Origin of the sequence: Prosthecobacter sp. (assembly GCF_044222565.1) — a bacterium.
In the GTDB taxonomy this organism is placed as follows: Bacteria; Verrucomicrobiota; Verrucomicrobiia; order Verrucomicrobiales; family Verrucomicrobiaceae; genus Prosthecobacter.
This window is the reverse complement of record NZ_JBGANA010000005.1, coordinates 238,436-259,409: the sequence shown is the minus strand read 5'-3', so window position 1 is coordinate 259,409 and position 20,974 is coordinate 238,436. Positions and strand designations below refer to the sequence as shown.

Genomic DNA, 20,974 nt, shown 5'->3' with positions numbered 1-20,974 from the left:
GCGCCGCCGACTCATTTCTTGGCCCAATCCGGCGTGCCAAACCAGGCGTCCATCTCCTGGGCAAACGGCGCGATGACCTCCGGTGCTTCGGGCATGGCACCGAGATCGCCAGTCTCGATGATCCAAGTGTCCAAAGCTGCACGCAGCCGCTGCAGCGCCTCACGATGTTCGGCCTGGGTCGAATCGGCCAGATTGAAGATTTCGTCCCGGTCCGCCTGCGTGTCATACAGCTCCTCGCAGGGGCCGCTGCGCTGCATCAGCTGCAGCGGCGGGCCTTTGAGCTCGCCTCGTGCCTGCATCTCACGCATCAGCGGCAGGATGGGAAAGCACTTCTCCTTGTAGCGGTTGAGAGAGGCAAAGGTGGGCCCTTTTGTATAAGTACGGATGTAATGAAAGCGCGCGTCATGCACCGAGCGGATGCGCTGCACCGTTTCATCAATGCGGTCCCGCGCCGAAAAAGCGTAGGTGCGCGGCGCCTCCGCATGCGGCCCCACGATCACACGCCCCTGCATCAGCCGTGGCTTGGCGATCCCCGCAAAATCCAGCGTCGTCGCCGTCACATCGATCAGGCTCACGATTCGCTCATTCACACTCCCCGCCGCACAGCCCTCTGGAGCCGGATAGTTCTTCGGCCACCTGATGATCAATGGCACGCGCAATCCGCTGTCATAGCACCAGTGAATGCCGCGCGGCTCCAGCCGCCCGTTGTCAGCAAAGAAAACAACGATGGTGTCGTCCTCCAGCCCGTCTTTGCGCAGCTGCTCCAGCACCCAGCCAATGCGCACATCCATGCCAGAAACCGAGTTCAGATAGCGCGCCCACTCCTCGCGCACCAGCGGATGGTCGGGGTAGTACGGCGGTATTGTCACGTTTTCCGGCGTGGCATGCTTCACGTGCTCGCGCTCGCCCACCCACTCCACGCGTGCCTTCTTGGCGCTCTGGCGGTCGTAGATGTCATACTCCACCTCATGTGAATTGATCTGTGCAAAGAACGGCTGCTTTGCCTTCAGCGCGCTCCATCCATCGGTCTGATAAATGGGCCCCTCGTTCACAAAGTTCAGGTCCAGCTTGCCGGTGCCCACTGGCTTTCCTTCGATGGTCTTGAGGTTCGTCGTTGTGTAGCCCGCATCCTGCAGGCGGTGTGTCATTGGCCGCACCCCCGGCGGCAGTTTGAAATCATCCGTGCGATGGGAGCGCATGTGGTGCGTGTCCGTCGTCGTCTGATACATTCCCAGCATAAAGGCGCTGCGGCTCGGTGCGCAGGCCGGGTTCGTCGAAAAAACATTCGTGAACCGCACACCTTCCTTCGCCAGCCGGTCCAGATTCGGCGTGTGGACGTTCTTCGCTCCATAACAACCAAGATCATGCGAGAGGTTCTCACCCACGAGCCACAGAATGTTGGGGTTTCGGGCATGCAGGTTTGAAATCAGCCCCAAAAACAGCATCGGAAAAATGAATCGACTCATGCCGGGAGGAAACGTCTGAAAGAGTCGTTTCACTCCGCCGATTCTTTGTTCCATGCCAATCCTTGATCGCTTCAATCTCACCGGCCGACGCGCCCTCATCACCGGCGGTTCACGCGGCCTCGGCCTCGAGATGGCGCGTGCACTCGGTGAAGCCGGAGCGGAACTCATCATCGCCGGCTCCGATGAAACGCACCTGCAAAACGCACGTGCCGCTCTGCAGGCCTCAGGATTGACCGTGACGACCCTCCAGGCCGACCTCTCCAAACCCGAAGAAGCCGAACGCCTCTGCGATGTCCTTCTGCGTGATCACCCGCCCATCGACATCCTTATCAACAACGTCGGCGGCCGCCGCATCAACACACCCACCGAAGACCTCGCGCTCGAAGACTGGCAGCGCATCCTCGATCTCAATCTCACCCAGGCCTTCATCCTCACCAAGCGCATCGGCGGCGCGATGATTCCGCGCAAGTGGGGCCGCATCATCAACATCTCCTCCATCAATGCCCTCTGGCCCGGCAAGGCCATGCGTGGTCGCAGCTACGAAACCTCCAAAGGCGCGCTGACCATGTTCACCAAAGCCGTCGCCGCCGACTGGGCCGCCCACGGCATCACGGTCAACGCCATTGCCCCCGGCCCCTTCCTCACCGACGCCAACAAACGCTGGATCGGCGAGCGCCCCGAGTTCGAAGGCGAAGTCGCCACCAGCATCCCCATGGGCCGCTGGGGCAGCCCCGAGGAAATCGGCCCCCTCGCCCTCTACCTCGCCAGCGAAGCCAGCAGCTACATGACCGGCAGCGTCCTCGTCATCGACGGCGGCAGGCTGCTCTGGTGAATTCTCAACCCAACATGACTTCATCCAAACACGAACTCCACGGCGTCCTCCCCGTCTTCCAAACCCCTTGGCTCGAAAACGAAACGCTCGACCTCGAAACTCTCGAACGCGAAATCTCTTGGCTCTACGACTGCGGTGCCCACGGCATCGTCATGGCCATGGTCTCCGAAACCCTGCGGCTCGACAGCGAAGAACGCGAACAACTCGCGGCCGCCGCCTGCCGTTTCGGCAAAGATCGCGGCGCTGTCATCATCAGCGTCGGCGCAGAATCCTCGAAAGTGGCCGAGCGTTATGCCAAACACGCCGAAAGCGTCGGCGCTGATGCCGTCATGGCCATCCCACCCGTCTCCATCGGCATCGGCGAAAGCGAACTGCTCGCCTACTACACCCGCATCATCCACGCCATCCAGATTCCCGTCATCGTGCAGGACGCCAGCGGTTACGTCGGCAAGCCCATGCCCATCGCCATGCAGGCCAAACTGCTCGCCGAGTTCGGCCCCGATCGCGTTCAATACAAACCCGAAGCTTCCCCCATCGGGCCCAAGCTCAGCGAACTCCGCGATGCCACCCAGGGCCGCGCCCGCGTCTTCGAAGGCACCGGCGGCATCGCCCTCGTCGATTCCTTCAAGCGCGGCGTAGTGGGCACCATGCCTGGCGCAGATCTCATTCGCGGCCTCGTCCCGCTGTGGAACGCTCTGAAATCTGGCGACACCGAAAAAGCCGACCGCATCCACGGCCCCCTCTCCGCCCTCATCTCCATGCAGACCAGTCTCGATGGCTTTCTCGCCGTCGAAAAGCATCTCCTCGTCCGCCAGGGCATCTTCAAAAACACCCTCGTTCGCGGCCCCGTCGGCTTCAAACTCGATGACGAAACCAAATGCGAAGTGGAGCGGCAGTTTGATCGCATGCTCGCAGCCGCAGAATCAGCCCCGGCCGGCAAGCCAGCAGCCACATGGCAGGTCTGTCGTACCGACGACAACGGCAACGACTTCGTCATGTGCGACGCCACCACCGAAACCGAAGCCCGCCAACTTGTCGATGAATTCACCCATCGCGGCCACAAGCAGCACTACTGGCTGCGTCAAAAGTAGCCATCTCGCTCCGTCGAGATGAGCACCACGCCCGCAGACACGGACCTTGACCTTGCCCCCAAATCTCCCCGCCCTTCCCTTCATGAAGCGCTGGCTCAAACGCCTCTTCATTATCCTCCTCGTTTCGGCCCTCATGCTGTCCGCGGCAATGACCTGGAATGTCTACCACACTTCCGTCCCAGAGCCATCACACTTCGCCACCTTCACTCCACCTCCCACATTCCAGCCGCTGCGCCTCCGTGTCGTCACGTGGAATCTCTGGGGCATCTTCGGCTTCACACCACGCCGCGCCGAGCGCATGCAAATCATCGCACGCGAGATCGTAAAACTTAAGCCCGACATCGTCGGCTTTCAGGAAGTCTTCGTCCAGGCCGACCGCAACCTCCTCACCACCGCCCTGCGTGAGGCCGGCCTCCCTCATTCCCGGTACTTCCCCAGCGGCCTCGTCGGCAGCGGCCTCCTCCTCGTCAGCCGCTATCCCTTCGAGTCCGAAGGCTTCATCCGCTACGCCGAGAATGGCCGCCCCGAAGCCGTGCACCATGGCGACTGGTGGGCTGGCAAAGGCCTCTCCCTCTCCGCCATGCGGCTTCCAGACGGCACACTCCTCTACGTCGCCAATACCCACATGCACGCCCGCTATCGCGGCCAGTATCTCGCCACCCAGCTCGCTCAGGGCCGCCAGTTGATCCCTTGGGCCGCCCGCGTGAAGGACACTGGCTCACCCGCCCTCTGGCTTGGCGACTGGAACAGCAAACCAGACAGCGACATCCTTGCTCCTCTCATCGCATCCGGCGGCTGGCAGCATCTCACCGGGGACAAAGCCGCCATCGACCACATCTTCGGCAGCGGCACAGCCTGGCAGTGGCATGTCCTCTCCCTCGGCAAGCTCACCGGCCTCCTGAGCGCCGACCCCAAAATCCCCTGGAGCGACCACGCCGCCCGCTGGATCGAAGTCGAACTGCGCAGACGCCCCTGAACTGCTCTCCCTTATTCTCCTCCCATGATCATCGACGTCCACTCCCACGCCTGGAACTTTCCCTCCGACTTTTCCTCCGATTTCATCCACCAGGCAGGTCGTGCACGCCCAGGCCACGTGGTGGACATGAGCGCCACCTATGAAGCCTACCGCGCCACCGCACCCGCAGACACCCGCACCATCGTTTTCGGTGGCAAGGCCAGGCTCAGCGGCCTCTGGGTGAGTGACCAGACCGTCGCAGACTACGTCGCGCGCGATCCCGCACGCCTCATCGGTTTCATGTCCCTCGATCCCACTCAGGAAAGCTGGCAGCTCGAAATGCAGATCGGCCATGAAGAACTCGGCCTCCGTGGCATCAAGCTGCTGCCCATGTACGCTGGCTTCAGCCCGGACGATGCAAGTCTGGAACCTCTGTGGTCCTACGCGGAAAAGCACGGCCTGCCCGTTCTGCTGCACATGGGCACCACCTTCATCGCCCAGGCCCCGCTGGCCTTCACCCTGCCGCGTCTCATCGAGCCCGTCGCCCTGAAACACCCCGGCCTCAAAATCATCCTCGCCCATCTCGGTCATCCCTATGAAGGCGAATGCCTCGTCACCATCCGCAAGCACGACAACGTCTTCGCCGACGTCAGCGCCCTCCATTACCGCCCCTGGCAGCTCTACAACTCCCTCATGCTCGCCCAGGAGTACGGCGTCTGGCACAAGCTCCTCTTCGGCACCGACTTCCCCTTCACCACCGTCAACGCCTCCATCGACGGCATCCGCAAGCTCAACGACATGCTCGAAGGCACGAAACTCCCGCGTCTCGATGCCGCTCAAATCGAAGCCATGATCCACCGCGACAGCTTGACTCTGCTGGGGCTGAATCACTGACCCATGCGCGACAAACCATGAAACGGCTTCTCCACCATTTGCGATTTCCAGCGCTCGCTTTCGCGGCACTGATCATCGTAGGCAGCTGCGCGAACCGCGTGCCGGCCTTGCCGGTGCCCAAGGATGTCCTCAAACGCACCGAAAAGCTCGTCCTGCAGGGCAGTGAGGTTCCCGTGGATTTTTATCTGCCGCGGAGCGTCGGCAAAGCGCCAGTCGTCATTGTTGCGCATGGGTTCACCCGCAATCGCCGGGTCATGGCGGGCTGGGGGAATCTGCTGGCACAAAACGGCATGATCGCCGTCGTGCCCAATCTGCCGTTCTTCACCCATCACACCCGCAATGCCCGCGCGATCAATGATTTGATCACCCTGGTCCACACGCCCGGCCATCTTACTCAACCGGCACCCAGCGATGCGGTGGCGATCATGGGCCACTCGGCGGGCGGTTACGCCGCAGTGCTCGCCGCTTCCCATGAAAAGCACCTGCGTTGCTGGATCGGTCTCGATCCCGTGGATTTTGACGATCATGGCCAAAAGGCCCTGGCCTCAGTCCAGAGCCCCGGCCTCATGCTGCTCGCCGAGCCCGGAGCCTGGAACCGGCAGGCCAATGCCGAGCCCTGGTTGAATCATGCCGCCGCTCCGCTCAAGGCCTTGCGCATTCAACATTCCACCCATTGCGATCCAGAAAACCCTTCCACCCCGCTTGCCAGATTCGTCTGCGGCGCAACGGACCCCGGACGCCTTGCCATCTATGAAAAGTACGCCCTCGCCATGCTCAGACACCACTTGTTCGGCGATGCGGCGTCGGCCGAAGTGCTGAAACAAGCAGCGGATGACAAACACGTCAGCGTGCTCACCGCCCCCGGCGCCAAAAAGGCGGACTGATCCATTTCGGTGCCAAGCAGGGAGGCTCGCTGTGAATCACCTGCCTGCAACAACCAGCTTCATGCACCGTTTGGGATCACCTCATGAAACGCCTGCTGCTGATCCTCACCGCCCTCGCCTCGCAGCTCTTTGCCGCCGCTCCGCCAAACATCGTCGTCATGCTCGTCGATGACATGGGCGTCATGGACACCTCGCTTCCCTTTCTCACCGATGCTGCAGGCAAGCCGAAGCGCTACCCGCTCAATGAATACTACCGCACGCCCAACATGGAGCGCCTCGCGGCCAAGGGCGTCCGCTTCAACAACTTCTGCGCCATGAGCGTTTGCTCGCCCACGCGCATCAGCATCATGACCGGGCAGAACGCCGCACGCCACCGCACCACCAACTGGATCAACCCCGACAACGACAACGCCGGCCCCCAGGGCCCGCCAGAGTGGAACTGGAAAGGCCTCAAGCCCGGCGACGTCACACTCGCCGGACTTCTGGAAGGCGCGGGCTACCGCACCATCCACGTCGGCAAAGGTCACTTCGCCCCGCGTTCCTTTGAGGCGGCTGATCCTTCAAAAATCGGCTTCGACATCAACGTGGCTGGCGGCTCCATCGGCGCCCCGGGCAGCTATTACGGCAAACAAAACTTCGACCGCCCTGCCAAAGGCAAAGAGCAGGCCAAGCGCGGCAGCCACGCCGTCCCAGGCCTGGAGAAATACCACGGGCAGGACATCTTCCTCACCGAAGCTCTCACGCTCGAAGCCAAGGACCGCCTCAGCACCGCCGTGCAGGAAAAGAAGCCCTTCTTCCTCTACTTCGCCCAGTATGCCGTGCATGCTCCCTTCGATTCCGATCCCCGTTTCGCCGACCACTACAAGGACAGCGGCAAACCTCCCCAGGCGCAGGCCTTCGCCACGCTCATCGAAGGCATGGACAAGTCCCTCGGCGACATCCTGGATCATCTCGAAACTCTCGGCGTCGCGGACAACACCCTCGTCCTCTTCCTCGGAGACAATGGCAGCGACGCCCCTCTGGGCCACGAACACGCCGTCGCCTGCGCCGCTCCGCTCCGCGGCAAAAAGGGCTCTCACTACGAAGGCGGCATGCGCGTGCCCTTCATCGCCGCATGGGCAAAACCCGACGCTGCCAGCCCGCATCAGCAGCGCCTGCCCATCGCCGTGAACGCCATCCAGAGCCAGCAAGCCGCCGTGTATGATCTCTTCCCCACCCTCCTCCGCCTCGCCGATGTCAAAGCTCCCGCTCAACACGCCCTCGATGGCCGCCCGCTCGACACCCTGCTCACCGGCAAACCCGACAGCAGCCGCGATGAAAAGTTCCTCATGCACTACCCGCATGCGCCGCATCGCACCCATTACTTCACCTCCTTCCGCGATGGCGGGTGGAAGGTCATCTACCACTACTTCCCCACCGAAGTCTCCGAAGGCAGCCACTACCAGCTTTTCAATCTGAAAGATGACCCCTTCGAGCAGAACAACCTCGCCTCCACCCACCCCGCTGAATTGAAACGCCTCATGCAAGGCCTCATCGAAGGCCTCGAAGCCCAGCACGCCGTCTATCCCGTCGAAAAAGGCACCACCACCCCGGTGAAGCCGCAGCTCCCCTGATCAACCCCAGCTCTCGTCCCGATACATCGCCGGCGAAGTATTCCGGTACTGCCGCAGCATCCGGCTGAAGTAGTACCGGTTCGTCAGCCCGCACTGCTCGGAGATCGTTTCGATGCTGTCCTGCGTATGCCGCAGCCGGCGGCAGGCCTCGTCCAGCCGGTAGTCCAGCAGCACCCGCATGGGCGACTGCTGCAGCTCCTGCTGAAACAGGTGGTTCAGGTTTCGCAGGCTCAGCCCCGCATGCCGCGCCACCTGCTCCGCCGTCAGCTTCAGCCCCAGGTGCTGGTGCATGAACTCCATCGCCCGCAGCACTCGCGCGTCCAGATGCTGCTTTTCCCACACACTCTCCGGCAGGCACTCCACCGCCGCGATCACCAGTTGAATCGTCGGCCACGGGAACCGCACCGGCACCTTCTCCTTGCTCATCTTCATCAGTCCCGGGATCAGGCCCTGCATCAGTGCCGTGGTGGGAAACTTGTGGATCCCCGGCGCCACCCGGTCCGCCACCGGCCCCAGGTTAAAATGCGCATACCACTTGCTAAACGGCCTCGTCGTCGTCGTGCTGAAAGTCGTGTGTGGCGGAATCAGATACATAAACCCCGGCTCCAGCGCCGTCTTTTTCCCGTCAATTTCCACCACCCCTCCCGGACTCACCGGCCAGTACAATCTCCAGTACGGATCATTCAGCCGCCGCAGCTCCCACTGCCGCAGTTCGATCTTGCGCGTGGTCAGGATGTCCACCGCCACTCCCGGCAGCGCCACCGTTCGCTCCCCCTGCACCCGATGCTGGGAGCCGGAGGGCACGAGACTGAGTATGCTGTTCTTTTTTGCCTGCATGGAGTGCCATTGCGAAATCCGACACAAATCTGGCGAGCCCGGGCATGGACGGCAAGCCGGGAATGTTTATGGATTCACGCTCAACCCGTACCCTAGAAACATCATGGCCGACATCCAAACCAGCGCTGCAGACAAGAAGGAAAAGGAATTCTTCACCGACGTCCCCCAGGAAGCCCCCGGCTTCTTCCTCAAGGGCTGCCACCAGTACGACTGGGGTCTCAAAAACCGCCTCTCCAAAGTCTTCAATCCCAAGGATGGCCGCACCGTCATGCTCGCCTTTGACCACGGTTATTTCCAAGGCCCCACCACCGGCCTGGAACGCGTGGACCAGACCATTCTCCCCCTGGCCCCTTATGCAGACTGCCTCATGCTCACCCGTGGCATCCAGCGCTCAGTGATCCCAGCCTCCACCACCAAGGCCATCGCCCTGCGTGCCTCCGGCGGCACCTCGATGATCAGCCCCATGGAAGAGTGGGAAGGCGAGATCGACGGCAAGAAGGCCAAGTTCGGCCGCCCCGGCTTTGAGCCCCTCTCCAACGAAAGCACCGCTCTCAACATCGAAGAAGCCATCCGCCTCAATGCCAGCGTGCTCGCCGTCCAGGTCTTCATCGGCAGCGCCTACGAGCGCCAGTCCCTCAAGAACCTCACCGACCTCGTGGACGCCGCCAGCCGCTACGGCATCGCCGTCATGGGCGTGACTGCCGTGGGCCGTGCCATGGCCCGCACGCCGCAGTACTTCCGCCTGGCCACTCGCATCATGGCAGAACTCGGCGCCAATGTGGTGAAGTGCTACTACACCGAGAAGGAATTCGACACAGTGACGAGCTGCTGCCCCGTGCCGATCGTGATCGCCGGTGGCAAGAAGCTCCCCGAACTCGACGCCCTCAAGATGTGCGCCAACGCCATCAAGCAAGGCGCCAGCGGCGTGGACATGGGCCGCAACATCTTCCAGAGCGACGCGCCCGTCTCCATGATGCAGGCGGTGCACGGCGTGGTGCACGGCGGCCTCAATGCCAGCAAGGCCTTTGAGCTCTACAACGACCTCAAGAAAAAGGAGCTGAAGAAGAAGTAAGCCTTCGAGCCACCAAACGCATTCACAGGAGGGGGATCATCTCGATCCCCCTTCTTCCATCCACCACTCATTTCCCTTTTCGTCTCAACCATGGAACTCAAACCCAACCAAGTGCGCCTCATGATGCTGCAAGTGGCCGACGCCATCATCGCCGCCGAACCCATGCTTTCACAAGCCGACCGCGATCTCGGCGATGGCGACCACGGCCTTGGCATGAAGCGCGGCATGGAGGCGGTGAAGGCCCAGCTTGAGCCGATGGACCCCGCCAGCGTGGAGCAGGTTTTTGTCACCACCGGCACCGCCATGATGACCAGCATGGGCGGCGCTTCCGGTGCCCTCTTCGGCACCGTCTATCGCGCCGGCGGCAAAGCCCTCGCAGGCCTCCCGGCCTTCGACGCCGAAGGCCTCTCTCTCCTTCTCAATGCAGCCCTTGAAGGCGTCATGAAACGCGGCGGTGCCAAGCCCGGCGACAAAACCATGATCGACGCCCTCGCCCCCGCCGCCGAAAAAGCCCGCGAGGCCGCCGCCCTCTCGCTCACCGAAGCCCTCACCGCTGTGGCCGCAGCCGCAGAGTCCGGCAAGGAAGCCAGCAAAAACATGATCGCCCAGTTCGGCCGCGCCAAAACCCTCGGCGAGGCCTGCCTCGGCTTCCCCGACGCCGGCGCCTGCTCCGTCGTGGTCATGCTGAACACAATGCGGGATTTTGTGACGGTGTGAGGAACGCAACCCTTCAAGGTTGATACGGGTTCATCATCGGTGAAGGCCACTTCTTCAGTGGCGGCTGTGATCGACTTTCCAGATCACCTCCACAAGGACGAGATCGCGCGAGTCGCTCAACCCCTCACTGCCGTCGGCTGGCAAGGCTGCCAAGCCTGTCGCTGCACGTTTTCAAAAATGAGTTTTATGCGCCAGCCTTACCGGCACGCACCCACGGACTCCCATGGTGCATACGTGGGTGTCAGACGCAGTGTTTTGGGAGAGGCGGTACCGGTGTCCACGATCTGGCGGAAGGAGGCGCAGATGGCGCCTGCCAGCTTGTCTGCCTGAATATCGTAGCGCGCCACGGGCGGCACGATGGTTTCGAGGATGGGATCGTTGTCCCGCGAGACGACAGAGACGTCTTCCGGAATGCGCTTCCCACGCCTCAGCAGGTGCATCATCACCGTCAGCACCTGGGCTGCGTTGCACACGACGTAGGCGGTCGGGGGTGCGGGGCTGCGCAAGGCTTTGTCGATGACCGCGCAGACGTTCTCCGTACTGCCGTCATGCCGCAGGGGGATGATGGTGACTGTCTCCTTGCGTGGAGCGATGGCGTCCATGAGGCCCTGTTCGCTGGCCACGTCTCCGGGGTAGTTGCGGTCCAGCACCACGAAGGCGATGCGGCGGTGGCCTTTGCGCATGAGCATGCCGCCTGCATGGTGGCTTGTGGCGTAGTAGTCCGTGTCCACCGAAGGAAGATCGATTCCTTCCGCGCAGGAGCCAAGGATGAGGCAGGGGATGCGCTTGTCGCGAAACCAGCGCTGCATTGGCTCGCGCGAGCGCAGGAGGATCCACCCCGTTGCCGGATGGTCGGCGAGAAAAGCTGTGAGCGCTTTGCCAGGTGCTCTGGCATGGTAGCAGGCCGCATTGAAATGAAAGTGAACCGCGTAGCCGTCTGCCGCCAGGCGGTTGCGCAGGCTGTCCAGCACAAACGCCAGCCGCGAGGGCACGGTGAGCAAAGACGAAGGCATGAGCACGCCGATGCGCTTCTTCATCGCACCCGCATCGCGCACGCGGCCGCGGGTCGGCTTGATGCGCCTCTTCTGCTGGCCCGAGGTTGCGATCCAGCCCTTGCGCTCCAGTTCTTCCAAAGCGGAGCGCATGGTGCGCCGGCTCACCTGCAGGTGCTCGCAGAGGTCGCGCTCGCTCGGCAGGTGATTCTGCCAGAAGCCGTTCTGAATACCTTCGCAGAGGCTTTCCACCGTCTGCACGACGAGGAAACGGCGCTTCGGAAGCTTGGGCGGCGGAGGTGCTTCAGACTTCATCGTGGTTACCGAATGATACCACCGGTATTAGCTCGTCCTGGACGTCTCTGCAATCCTATCTGTGCGGCACTTCCATGAGCCGCCCCCCTCCTAAAAAATCCGCACCGCTGCGCGCTGACGATCTGGAGCGCACGCTCGAGTTTGACTTCGTACGCGCCACCGAAAATGCCGCCCTCAATTCCCTGCCCTGGCTCGGACGCGGAGACAAAAACAGCGCCGACCAGGCCGCATGCGACGCAATCTACGGCGTGCTCGATCACACTCACTGCTGCGGCACCGTCATCATCGGCGAGGGCATCAAGGACGCCGCTCCCGGCATCTTTGTGGGTGAGCGACTCGGACGCTGGACCAAAGGCAGCCCGCATTTCGACATCGCGGTGGATCCCATCGACGGCACCACCAACATTGCTTATGGCCTGCCCAATTCGCTCTCTGTGATCGCGGCAAGCGCCACGGATGGCAGAACACACCACATGCGCCACCTGCCCTCGTTCTACGTGGAAAAGCTGGCCTGGGGTCCTGGTGTCACCGCAGCGCTGGCGCAGGGCATGGCGCCACTGACGCTGGATCTACCCATCGAGCAGACGCTGGGAGCCGTCGCCTCCGCTTTGAATCTGCCGGTTTCCCAGCTCGTGGTCTGCGTGCTCAAACGCTCGCGGCATGACGAGCTGATACGGCGCATCCGCCAGTGCGGTGCAGCGCTGCGGCTGATCACCGATGGCGACATCACTGCGGCGCTGGCGCCCTCCATGCCGGGATCGGGCATCGATCTCTATTTGGGCATTGGCGGTGCCACGGAGGCCGTGCTGACGGCTGCCGCTCTCAAGACCCTCGGCGGTGGGATGCTGGTGCGAATGTGGCCGCGTGATGAGGCTGAAAAAACCGCCCTGCTGCAAGAGTGCGGCGAGCGCGAGCTGAGCCGCGTCTTTGGAATCGATGATCTGGTCTGCGGCACGAGCGCCATTTTTTGCGCCACTGGCATCAGCGACAGCCCGCTGCTGCCGGGCATCAAGGTCGAAAACGGCAGGGTCGTCACCACCTCCATCCTGCTGCGCGCCAGCAGCCGTACCGTGCGCTACATGCGCACGCTGCATGATCTGAAGCACAAGCAGGTGCGGCTGCGCAGCAAGTCAGGGTAGCGCGGGCATCCATTTCGGAGCTGCGGTGGTGGATCTTGGGGCCATGCATGCCGGTTTTAAATTACCCGGTGAAAATAGCAGTGGAGGAACTTCTTGAGCCATCTAAAGGAGCAGGCTGAATCAAAGCGATCCCTCTACGTGTTTTGTTCATCCGGCTCATGAAAATTCTCCTGTTAGTGCTGTTTGCTGCTTCGTCCCTCTCTGCTGCGCCGCCAGCGGCTAGGAGCCTGCAGGACACACGGGCGCAGGCGGAGGAGGGAGACGCCGCGGCACAGTATGACCTGGGCCTGCGCCACGCCAAAGGGGATGGCCTGCCCGAGGACGCCACGGAGGCGGCGAAGTGGTTTCTCAAAGCCGCGGAGCAGGGCCATGCTGAAGCGCAGACGAAAACTGGCATGTGCCTCCTGCGCGGGAATGGCGTGCCCAAAGATGCCGCCGCCGCCGTCCAATGGCTGCGCAAGGCGGCGGAGCAGAAGAACCTCGCGGCGATGAAACAGCTCGGCGCCTGCTACAGCCTGGGCTCCGATGTCAAAAAGGACACTGCCGAAGGCGCGAAGTGGTTTCGGCTGGCCGCGGAGCAGGGCGATACTGATGCACAAATGGAACTGGGGCTGGCCTACCTGGATGGTGAAGGCGTGACACAGAATGCCGAGGAAGCCATGAAGTGGTTCACCAAGGCGGCTGAAAAGGGAGACCTCAATGCCCAGAAAGCCCTGGCCACCGCCTACGCGCTGGGGGAGCGTGTGAAGCAGGACCTCAAAACTGCCATGGTGTGGTTCCGCAAAGCAGCGGAGCAGGGAGATCCGGAGGCGCAGTTGAAACTGGGCCTGGCCTACTCGCTGGGCACTGGCGTCCCGCTGGATGCGAAACTTTCGCTCCGGTGGATCGACAAAGCGATCGCGCAGGAGTACGCGCCCGCGATGGTGGAGCTGGGGGTAAGCTATATGGTCGGCTCCAGCGTGCCCGTGGATGCTGCGAAGGGGGTCGAGTGGTTCCGCAAAGCGGCGGAGAAAGGAGATGCCGCCGGCCAGATGAAGCTCGGCCTGGCCTATCTCACCGGCACGGGCGTGGCGAAGAATTCCGCAGAGGCCCTTCTCTGGCTCCGCAAGGCGGTGGATCAAAACTACGCGCCTGCCCTCGTCGCACTGGGTGGCTGCTACCTCACGGGAGATAGCGTCTCCGAGGATGTGGCTGAGGCCGTACGTTTGTTTCGCGGGGCGGCGGATCGTGGTGACTCCAGCGGGCAGTTCGCGCTGAGCCTCCAGTATGAGAGAGGCGCCGGAGTGGAGCAGAATCTGGTCGAGGCCCTGAAGTGGTGCCGGATCGCCATGGCGCAGGGCCATGAAATCGCGGGGGCACATCTGGCCACGCTGGAGGCCTCCATGACGCGCGAACAAATCTACGAAGGTGTCCGCCTGGCGCGTGAGTGGAAGACAGTGACTTCAGCGAAGTAGCGTCCCGTGCCTCCGGCGCTGCGTGGACCTGAGGGAGATTGAGTGGAATCTTTATATTTCGGAAGGTTGAAGGAATTGGGCGCGTTTAAGGCCCATTGTTTCACAGCGATTCCCTTGCCACGCAGGCAAGGCCCTTGCCTCCCTAATCCCAACCATTCACGCCTCACAACCATGAGCGAAGATCCCCATGATCTCAGGAGAGAGGAGCTGCCCACGCACATCCCCACGCCGGACCAGAACGCCGGCAGCAGCAGCTCCTTTGGCGCGATCCTGTCCTTTCTCGGAGTGGTGCTGCTGGCTTTGATCCTGCGTCTGGCTGTGCCCAGGGAGGACAACGCCTTTGAGCTCGGTCTCCTGCTCATCGCGGTGGGCTTCGCGCAGATCTGGCTTATCTTCAATATGCTGAAGTCGTTTCGAAAATAACCGCGCGACGGTGTTTCGGACGATTGCGCCTAAAGGAGGCACGGCGAGCGCGTAGTGTGTGGCGCATGTTTGTCTCCCCACGCCTTTTCGCCCTCGCCATGGTCTTTGCACTCGCGGCACCAGCCTCTGGCAAAGAACCCTTCAAGCCCAACCTCGGCCCCGAGCTGCCACGCATCATCGTGACCTGTGGCGATGTGACGCTGCTGCTGCGCCAGGCCACGCAGTGGACGCCCGGGCGGATCGACTTCCGCGGCAAGGCGATGACCACCGAGAGCAGCGCCTACGGCACGGTGTTTTCCTTTCCCGATGTCGGCTTCATCGGCACCGCTCATCTGGAAAACGAGCCCGAGAAGCTGCAGTCGCTCAAATTCTTTCTCGATGGAATACGCATCGCGGACCCCACGGCGGAGCTCACGGGCGGGAGCTTTCGTCTGGAGCGCAAGTCACGCATCCGCGCTTTTGATCTGACCAACGTCATCGAGGTCCGGGACAACCGCCTCTATGAGACCACCACCGTGCACACGGCGGAGGCTGTGCCGCTGAAGCTGGTGTATCATTTCATGCACGCGTGGCGGCCCACGGTTTCCGGCTTTCTTGCGGGGAAGGATGCCGCGCCTGACAAGGTCATCTCCGGTGCGCTGCGCGATGACGCAGAGGTACTGCGGAAGTTTTACATCAACGAAAACGTGGACTGGATGGCCGTGCATGAGCCGCAGAGCGGGCAGTTTGCTGTATGCCGCCTGCTGCAGGTCCCTGCGGAGGGCGGGCACATCTCCACGATCTGGAACGTGCCGCCCACCTACCGGAAGTATTACCTGAAGTGCTTTGAGGGAAAGACCGTGCCCGCAGGCTTCACCGGCACCTGGCGCATGGTCACCGCCTTTGGCGGCAGCAGCCCGGAAACTTGGGAGGCAGACGCACGTTCACTGGCATCTGAGCTCAAGCCCCGATAAAATGACACTCCTTCCCATGACTCAGCTGCTCCGCTTTTTCACTCTCGCATTTCTCTCCGCCAGCCTCGCTGCAGCCGCGGACAAGTCTGATCTGATCAATCTGCCCTACAAGAGTGGCGACTCGCTCAGCAGCTATGAAAAGCAGCGCTGCCTGCTGGATGTGTACCTGCCAAAGGAAAGCAAAGACTTTGCCACGCTGGTGTGGTTTCACGGCGGTGGTCTGACGGGTGGGAACAAAGATGCGGACAGCACCAAAAAAGTGGCGCAGGGGCTCGCGCAGTCGGGCGTGGCGGTGGTGGTGCCAAATTATCGTCTCAGCCCGCAGGCGAAGTATCCGGCCTACATCGAAGATGCCACGGCGGCGGTGGCCTGGACGCTGCAAAACATCGGAAAACATGGCGGCGACACGCAACGCGTGTTTGTGGGAGGGCATTCAGCGGGTGCTTATCTCACGCTCATGGTCGGCATGGATGCGCATTACCTCGCCGCCTTTGGCTTGAAGCCGCAGCAGCTCGCCGGACTCATCCCTGTGAGCGCACAGGTGATGACGCACTACACGGTGAGGCAGGAGCGCGGCATTTCGAAATTCAGCGTCACCGCCGATGAAGCCGCCCCTGTGCGCTATGCCGACGTGAAGAACCTGCCGCCCATCCTCGTGCTCTGCGCTGACAAGGACATGCCCGCACGCGCCGAGGAGAACGTCTATCTTGTTGCCTTGATGAAGGGTGCGGGAAACAAGCGCGTGACGTTGCAGGTCATCGCAGACCGGAATCACGGCAGCGTGGGAAACAACATCGCGAATGAAGGAGATCCGGCGCGGGAGGCGATTCTAAAGTTCATGGAAGTGAAGAAGTAAAAAGGGCCGATGGGAGATGAGGGCATTCAGCGTATGAAAGTGTCCAACCTTTCTCGAATGAAACTCACTCTCCTCACCGCTTTGCTGGCGGGTTCTCTTTCGGCTGCGGATCTGACCCTTCTCGAAAGCGGCAAGTCGGATTACCAAATCGTCGTTCCAGCAAAGCTCGAGACGCCCGCGCTGGCCGCGTGCCTGGAGCAGACGGCGCGGCTGCTGCAGACGGCCTTCAAGGCTGGCGGCGCGGAGATCAGCGTGGTGAGCGAGGCGGAGCGGGATGCCTCCAAGCCCGCGCTGCTGCTGGGAAACACCCGCTTTGCGCAGGAGCATGGCTTTGCCCCAGCGCAGCTGCGTGACTGGAGCTACGTGCATCGCGTCATCGGCAGAGACGTCATCATCGCGGGAAACGATCAGCCTTCCAAAACACCGAGTGACAATTCGCGACGGCCGAACTGGGACCGCGTGGGCACTGCCAAGGCAGCGGTGGATTTCGCGCGGCAGTACCTCGGCGTGCGATTTCTCTATCCTGACCTGCCAGGCTACACACCCGTGAGTGGAGCGTCGAAGATCGATCTCATGAACTCGCCGGCCATCGAGTTTGTGCCGCAGAAGACCGCCACTCTGCCGGACACGCTGAATGTGACGAAGACGCCGCTGCTGCGAGTGAACACCGCGCATCCCGCAGGCGCGTCGTTTTACGATCTGGCGCACAACCGCTTTCCACGCGTGGACGAGATGTTTGGCGGCCACACCTGGGAGCGTGCCATCCCTGCGGAGAACTTTGAAAAACATCCCGAGTACTTTGCGCTGATCAGCGGGTCGCGGTCGAAGCCGGAGGGCGGCAGAGCGCAGTACTGCCTCTCGAATCCCGAAGTGCAGGATCTGATCTATCGCGACCTCACGAAGTGGCTCGACAAAGGCTATCTCAGCGTGGATCTCGGCCAGCCGGATGGTTTCCGTGAATGCCAGTGCGAGAAATGCAAGGCGCTCTACGGCACGGGCAAGGACTGGTCTGAGAAGATCTGGATCTTCAACCGCAAGACCGCCGAGCGTGTGGAGAAGTCGCACCCCGGCAGGCAGGTCACGATGATGAGCTACATCCTCACGGCCGCACCGCCGAAGTCCTTCACGCAGTTTCCCGCCAATACCTGCATCATGCTCACCGGCACAAACGAGGAGGACATCATCCCATGGCGTGGCATCGAAGTGCCGCGCGGCTTCACCGGCTATGTTTACAACTGGTGCCCGAACCTCGGCACACGCTACACACCCATGCGCACGCCGGGCTACATCGAGCTGCAGGCGCAGCGCCTCGCGCAGAACCGCATCCAGTCCCTCTACCGCGACGGACCGGGGCAGCTCTTTGGTCTGGAGGGGCCGGTGTATTACACCATGGGCCGCATGTTTGACGATCCCGCAAACCTGCACGCCCGCGACCTCATTGTGGAATACTGTGATGCGGCGTTTGGAAACAAGAGCATTGCCTTCTACATGCGTGCCTTTTACGAGGACCTTTACAACGGCATCGCGCTTTACTCGGACCACATCGGCACCCGCACAGATGTGTGGACTTTCAAGCCGCTGCCCACGGATACACGCGGACGCAAGACGGTCACCGATCCCTTTCAGCTCATCGCCTTTCTATATCCGCCGAAGCTGCTCGCTTCTCTGGAGTCCAGCCTCAAGCAGTCTGAGAAGCTTGCCACCGCGCCGAAGGTGAAGACGCGCCTGGCGCTGGTGCGCTGCGAGTTTGACTATCTGAAGCATTTCGCCCGCGTGGTGCATCTGCATCAGGCTTACCAGATGATGCCGGACGCGGGCTCGGTGAACCGTCTGCTCGATGCCATCGATGCGCGGAACGCCTTTCTGACCACGCTGTATGCGAAGGGGCACCAGAAGGAATGGAGCCACGTGCTTTTTCCCTTCAACGGCCACGACATCAATCATCTCCGGCTGGCCCACGACGGCTATCAGGAGCCCTATGCCAGCAGTTGCTTCAATTGGGACACGAAACAGATGCGCAATGCGCCGCCGCCGGGACAAAAGAAGCTGAACGTGGCCAGGACGAATGCCAAGCTCACGCTCGACTCGCCCGAATGGCAAAGCGCCGCCGCGCATGAACTCACGCTGCTGCCACCATTACGCACGCTGCCGCGCAAGACGACGATCCGCCTGCTCCATGACGACCAGGCTCTTCACATCCGTGCCGAGGCTGAGATCGGCGAGGACGGAAAGTTTGCCGCCTACAATCGCGACCGGCTGCTGACAAATCAGGAGGCGTTTGATGTGTATCTCGCGCCGCAGCCCGCGCAGGCGTTGTACTACCGCATCACCCAAGGCGCGAATGCGGCCAGCAAATACGATGCACTCAACGGCCGCATCTCCGACGTCATGGATCCGCGCCACGGCAAGGACGATCCCACCTGGAATGGAGAATGGAGCAGCAGCACGCGCGTGGATGCCGCTGGCAAACGGTGGTATGCACACCTTGTCATTCCTTACAGCGTTCTCGGCGTCGAGGCGCCCGCCAAGGGCACCGCGTGGCGTGCCAACTTCGGGCGCAACCACGCGCTGCCGCGCGAACAAATCGACCACGCGATCTGGTCCTCCTCCCTCAGCAGCCTGAGCATGGATGATCCGGAAATCATGGGCGACATCGTTTTTGAATAGGTCCCGCGAAGCCACGCAATCACTCACAGCTTTTCTTTCTTTCCCTCCATGCAACGCTCATTGTCCAGCTTTCTGCTGCTCCTGACCAGCGCCGCCTTCGCCGCAGACTCACCCACGCTGCACCCGAAGGCAGCGGCGCTGCCATTCACGCATCAGGGTCCTTTTGTCTCCACGGCAGACGGCGGAGTGCTATGCATCGATGCCAAGAACGCTCTGCGCAGCACGGATGAAGGCCGCACCTGGAGCAATACGCCGCTGTTTGCCGATGAAAAAGCGTTCACCGTGAGCAACGAGCGCGCACTGCTGCGAACGCGGGAGGGCGTCATCATCTCTGCTTGGATGAACAGCGCGGAACGCAAGGAGCCCAAAGGCTGGCACTGGGGCGAGCCGGGCGTGGACTGGAAGGCCTTTGTGCTGCCTACCTACTCCTGCCGCAGCATGGACGATGGCAAAACGTGGGAGGCACCTGTGCAGCTCAGCACTCCGTGGTGCGGCTGCATTCACTCAATGATTCAGATGAAGTCCGGGCGCATCGTGCTGGTGGGGCAGGAGATCATCCCGCAGTGGCGGCATGCCACGGTCATGTGGGTCTCGGATGACCTGGGGAAAAGCTGGCAGCGCGGCGATGTGCTGGACTACGGCGTGGGCGCGCATGATCACGCGGGCTCCATCGAAGGCAGCGTGGTGGAGCGCAAGGACGGCTCGCTCTACCTGCTGCTGCGCACGGAGTCCGGCTTTTTGTGGGAGGCCACTTCACGCGATGGTTTGAAGTGGACCGGATTGCAGGCGACCAAGATCGCCTCTGTCACCTGCTGCCCGCAGATGGCACGTTTGAGCGATGGCCGCATCGCCCTGCTGTGGAATGCGCCTCCACGGCATGATCCGAAGAGCGGCTCCAGCCGCGTGGAGCTGTCGCTGGCGTTTTCGGACGATGAAACCGCCACGTGGTCCAAGCCGGTGATCGTGGCGGCGAATTATGTGCCGGGCGGCCGTGTGTCCTACCCATATCTGTATGAGCGCAAACCCGGCGAGCTGTGGATCACCACGATGCAGGGTGGATTGCGGATGAAGGTGAATGCGGCCGATCTCGGCGCGGGGGAGATTCCCCTCTTTGTGCCGCCGCCGAAGCCGGTGCCAAAGCCAGGCGGCATCATCATGTTTGGAGACTCCACCACGGCTCCACGCGGCAGCCTCAAGGTGTATGCCACGCGGGTGGAGGCTGCGCTGCAGAGTGCGGGCGGAACGACGAGCGTCTTTAATGCTGGCATCCCAGGAAACACCACGAGAGATGGCCTGAAGCGTTTGCAGACCGATGTGCTGCAGTACAAGCCGCGCCTCATCGTCATGCAGTTCGGCATCAATGATTCCGCCATGGATGTGTGGAAAAATCCGCCCGCCACCACGCCCCGCGTACCTCTTGCGGAATACCTCGTCAACCTGCGCCGCATGGTGGCCGCCGCACAGACGCAGGGCGCCAAGGTCATCCTCATGACCACCAACCCTTTGCGCTGGACCTCAAAGCTGCGCGAGCTCTACGGCAAACCGCCCTACGACCCCGCGGCAGAGGACGGATTTGATTCCGCCACCCTGGCCGGGTACAACGACGCCCTGCGCAAACTGGCCGCCGAGCTGAAAGTGCCGCTGGTGGACGTCCGCGCCGCCTACCCTCAGTTTGCCACCCAGCACCAGACCACCGTGGACGGCATGCTGCTCGATGGCATGCACCCGAATGACCTGGGCCAGCAGCTTGTGGCCGAATTGCTCCTGCCGGCGATCCGTGCTGCGATGCGCTAAGCTTGTTTTCAGTGCGCCAG

The 20,974-nt window shown here is 62.1% G+C and carries 18 protein-coding genes; 15 read left to right on the top strand and 3 right to left on the bottom strand.

From position 1 onward, the window contains the following. Window positions 1-11: 11 nt before the first annotated feature. Window positions 12-1,466, bottom strand: coding sequence for a sulfatase (locus ACILSR_RS09705; RefSeq protein ID WP_395749562.1), 1,455 nt, complete (start codon window positions 1,464-1,466; stop codon window positions 12-14). 52 nt (window positions 1,467-1,518) lie between these two features. Here ACILSR_RS09705 and ACILSR_RS09700 point away from each other — a divergent pair, with 52 nt between their 5' ends. The 6 genes from ACILSR_RS09700 (at window position 1,519) to ACILSR_RS09675 (ending at window position 7,735) form a co-directional block, all read left to right on the top strand. Then, a complete protein-coding gene (locus ACILSR_RS09700) occupies window positions 1,519-2,298 on the top strand; it encodes an SDR family NAD(P)-dependent oxidoreductase (protein ID WP_395749561.1) in 780 nt (259 codons plus the stop codon). A 14-nt stretch (window positions 2,299-2,312) separates the two neighbouring features. Next, window positions 2,313-3,389 carry a dihydrodipicolinate synthase family protein gene (locus tag ACILSR_RS09695; protein WP_395749560.1) on the top strand — a complete coding sequence of 359 codons (1,077 nt, stop codon included), beginning with the start codon at window positions 2,313-2,315 and terminating at the stop codon, window positions 3,387-3,389. Window positions 3,390-3,471: 82 nt separating this feature from the next. Next, on the top strand, window positions 3,472-4,365 hold the full coding sequence (locus tag ACILSR_RS09690; RefSeq protein ID WP_395749559.1) for an endonuclease/exonuclease/phosphatase family protein: 894 nt from the start codon (window positions 3,472-3,474) through the stop codon (window positions 4,363-4,365). A gap of 24 nt (window positions 4,366-4,389) precedes the next feature. Then, window positions 4,390-5,238 (top strand): amidohydrolase family protein, encoded by an 849-nt coding sequence (locus ACILSR_RS09685; protein WP_395749558.1) that lies wholly within the window; start codon window positions 4,390-4,392, stop codon window positions 5,236-5,238. 17 nt (window positions 5,239-5,255) lie between these two features. After that, the gene (locus tag ACILSR_RS09680) at window positions 5,256-6,122 is read left to right on the top strand and encodes a hypothetical protein (protein WP_395749557.1); all 867 of its coding nucleotides are present in this window, start codon (window positions 5,256-5,258) and stop codon (window positions 6,120-6,122) included. Between the two features lie 83 nt (window positions 6,123-6,205). After that, window positions 6,206-7,735, top strand: coding sequence for a sulfatase (locus ACILSR_RS09675; protein WP_395749556.1), 1,530 nt, complete (start codon window positions 6,206-6,208; stop codon window positions 7,733-7,735). On the opposite strand, the gene ACILSR_RS09670 is transcribed toward ACILSR_RS09675, so the two are convergent. Then, window positions 7,736-8,572 (bottom strand): helix-turn-helix domain-containing protein, encoded by an 837-nt coding sequence (locus tag ACILSR_RS09670; protein ID WP_395749555.1) that lies wholly within the window; start codon window positions 8,570-8,572, stop codon window positions 7,736-7,738. It lies immediately after the preceding gene. 103 nt (window positions 8,573-8,675) lie between these two features. Between ACILSR_RS09670 and ACILSR_RS09665 the strand changes: the two genes are divergently transcribed. Both ACILSR_RS09665 and dhaL read left to right on the top strand, forming a co-directional pair. After that, complete coding sequence (locus tag ACILSR_RS09665) at window positions 8,676-9,644, top strand: 3-hydroxy-5-phosphonooxypentane-2,4-dione thiolase (RefSeq protein WP_395749554.1); 969 nt, start codon at window positions 8,676-8,678, stop codon at window positions 9,642-9,644. A gap of 90 nt (window positions 9,645-9,734) precedes the next feature. Then, complete coding sequence (dhaL, locus tag ACILSR_RS09660; RefSeq protein ID WP_395749553.1) at window positions 9,735-10,361, top strand: dihydroxyacetone kinase subunit DhaL; 627 nt, start codon at window positions 9,735-9,737, stop codon at window positions 10,359-10,361. 197 nt (window positions 10,362-10,558) lie between these two features. Here dhaL and ACILSR_RS09655 read toward each other — a convergent pair whose 3' ends face one another. Then, window positions 10,559-11,668 (bottom strand): substrate-binding domain-containing protein, encoded by a 1,110-nt coding sequence (locus ACILSR_RS09655; RefSeq protein ID WP_395749552.1) that lies wholly within the window; start codon window positions 11,666-11,668, stop codon window positions 10,559-10,561. Between the two features lie 74 nt (window positions 11,669-11,742). On the opposite strand from ACILSR_RS09655, the gene glpX reads away from it, so the two are divergent. From glpX to ACILSR_RS09620, 7 genes are all read left to right on the top strand, one after another. Further along, the gene (gene glpX, locus ACILSR_RS09650; protein WP_395749551.1) at window positions 11,743-12,807 is read left to right on the top strand and encodes a class II fructose-bisphosphatase; all 1,065 of its coding nucleotides are present in this window, start codon (window positions 11,743-11,745) and stop codon (window positions 12,805-12,807) included. A gap of 158 nt (window positions 12,808-12,965) precedes the next feature. Further along, the gene (locus ACILSR_RS09645) at window positions 12,966-14,261 is read left to right on the top strand and encodes a tetratricopeptide repeat protein (RefSeq protein ID WP_395749550.1); all 1,296 of its coding nucleotides are present in this window, start codon (window positions 12,966-12,968) and stop codon (window positions 14,259-14,261) included. A 171-nt stretch (window positions 14,262-14,432) separates the two neighbouring features. Further along, window positions 14,433-14,684 carry a hypothetical protein gene (locus ACILSR_RS09640; protein ID WP_395749549.1) on the top strand — a complete coding sequence of 84 codons (252 nt, stop codon included), beginning with the start codon at window positions 14,433-14,435 and terminating at the stop codon, window positions 14,682-14,684. Window positions 14,685-14,782: 98 nt separating this feature from the next. Next, the gene (locus ACILSR_RS09635) at window positions 14,783-15,637 is read left to right on the top strand and encodes a hypothetical protein (RefSeq protein WP_395749548.1); all 855 of its coding nucleotides are present in this window, start codon (window positions 14,783-14,785) and stop codon (window positions 15,635-15,637) included. 16 nt (window positions 15,638-15,653) lie between these two features. Beyond that, window positions 15,654-16,493, top strand: a complete 840-nt coding sequence (locus ACILSR_RS09630) for an alpha/beta hydrolase (protein ID WP_395749547.1) — start codon at window positions 15,654-15,656, stop codon at window positions 16,491-16,493. Between the two features lie 57 nt (window positions 16,494-16,550). Next, complete coding sequence (locus ACILSR_RS09625; RefSeq protein WP_395749546.1) at window positions 16,551-19,160, top strand: DUF4838 domain-containing protein; 2,610 nt, start codon at window positions 16,551-16,553, stop codon at window positions 19,158-19,160. Between the two features lie 48 nt (window positions 19,161-19,208). Then, window positions 19,209-20,954, top strand: a complete 1,746-nt coding sequence (locus ACILSR_RS09620) for a GDSL-type esterase/lipase family protein (RefSeq protein ID WP_395749545.1) — start codon at window positions 19,209-19,211, stop codon at window positions 20,952-20,954. Window positions 20,955-20,974: the final 20 nt, after the last annotated feature.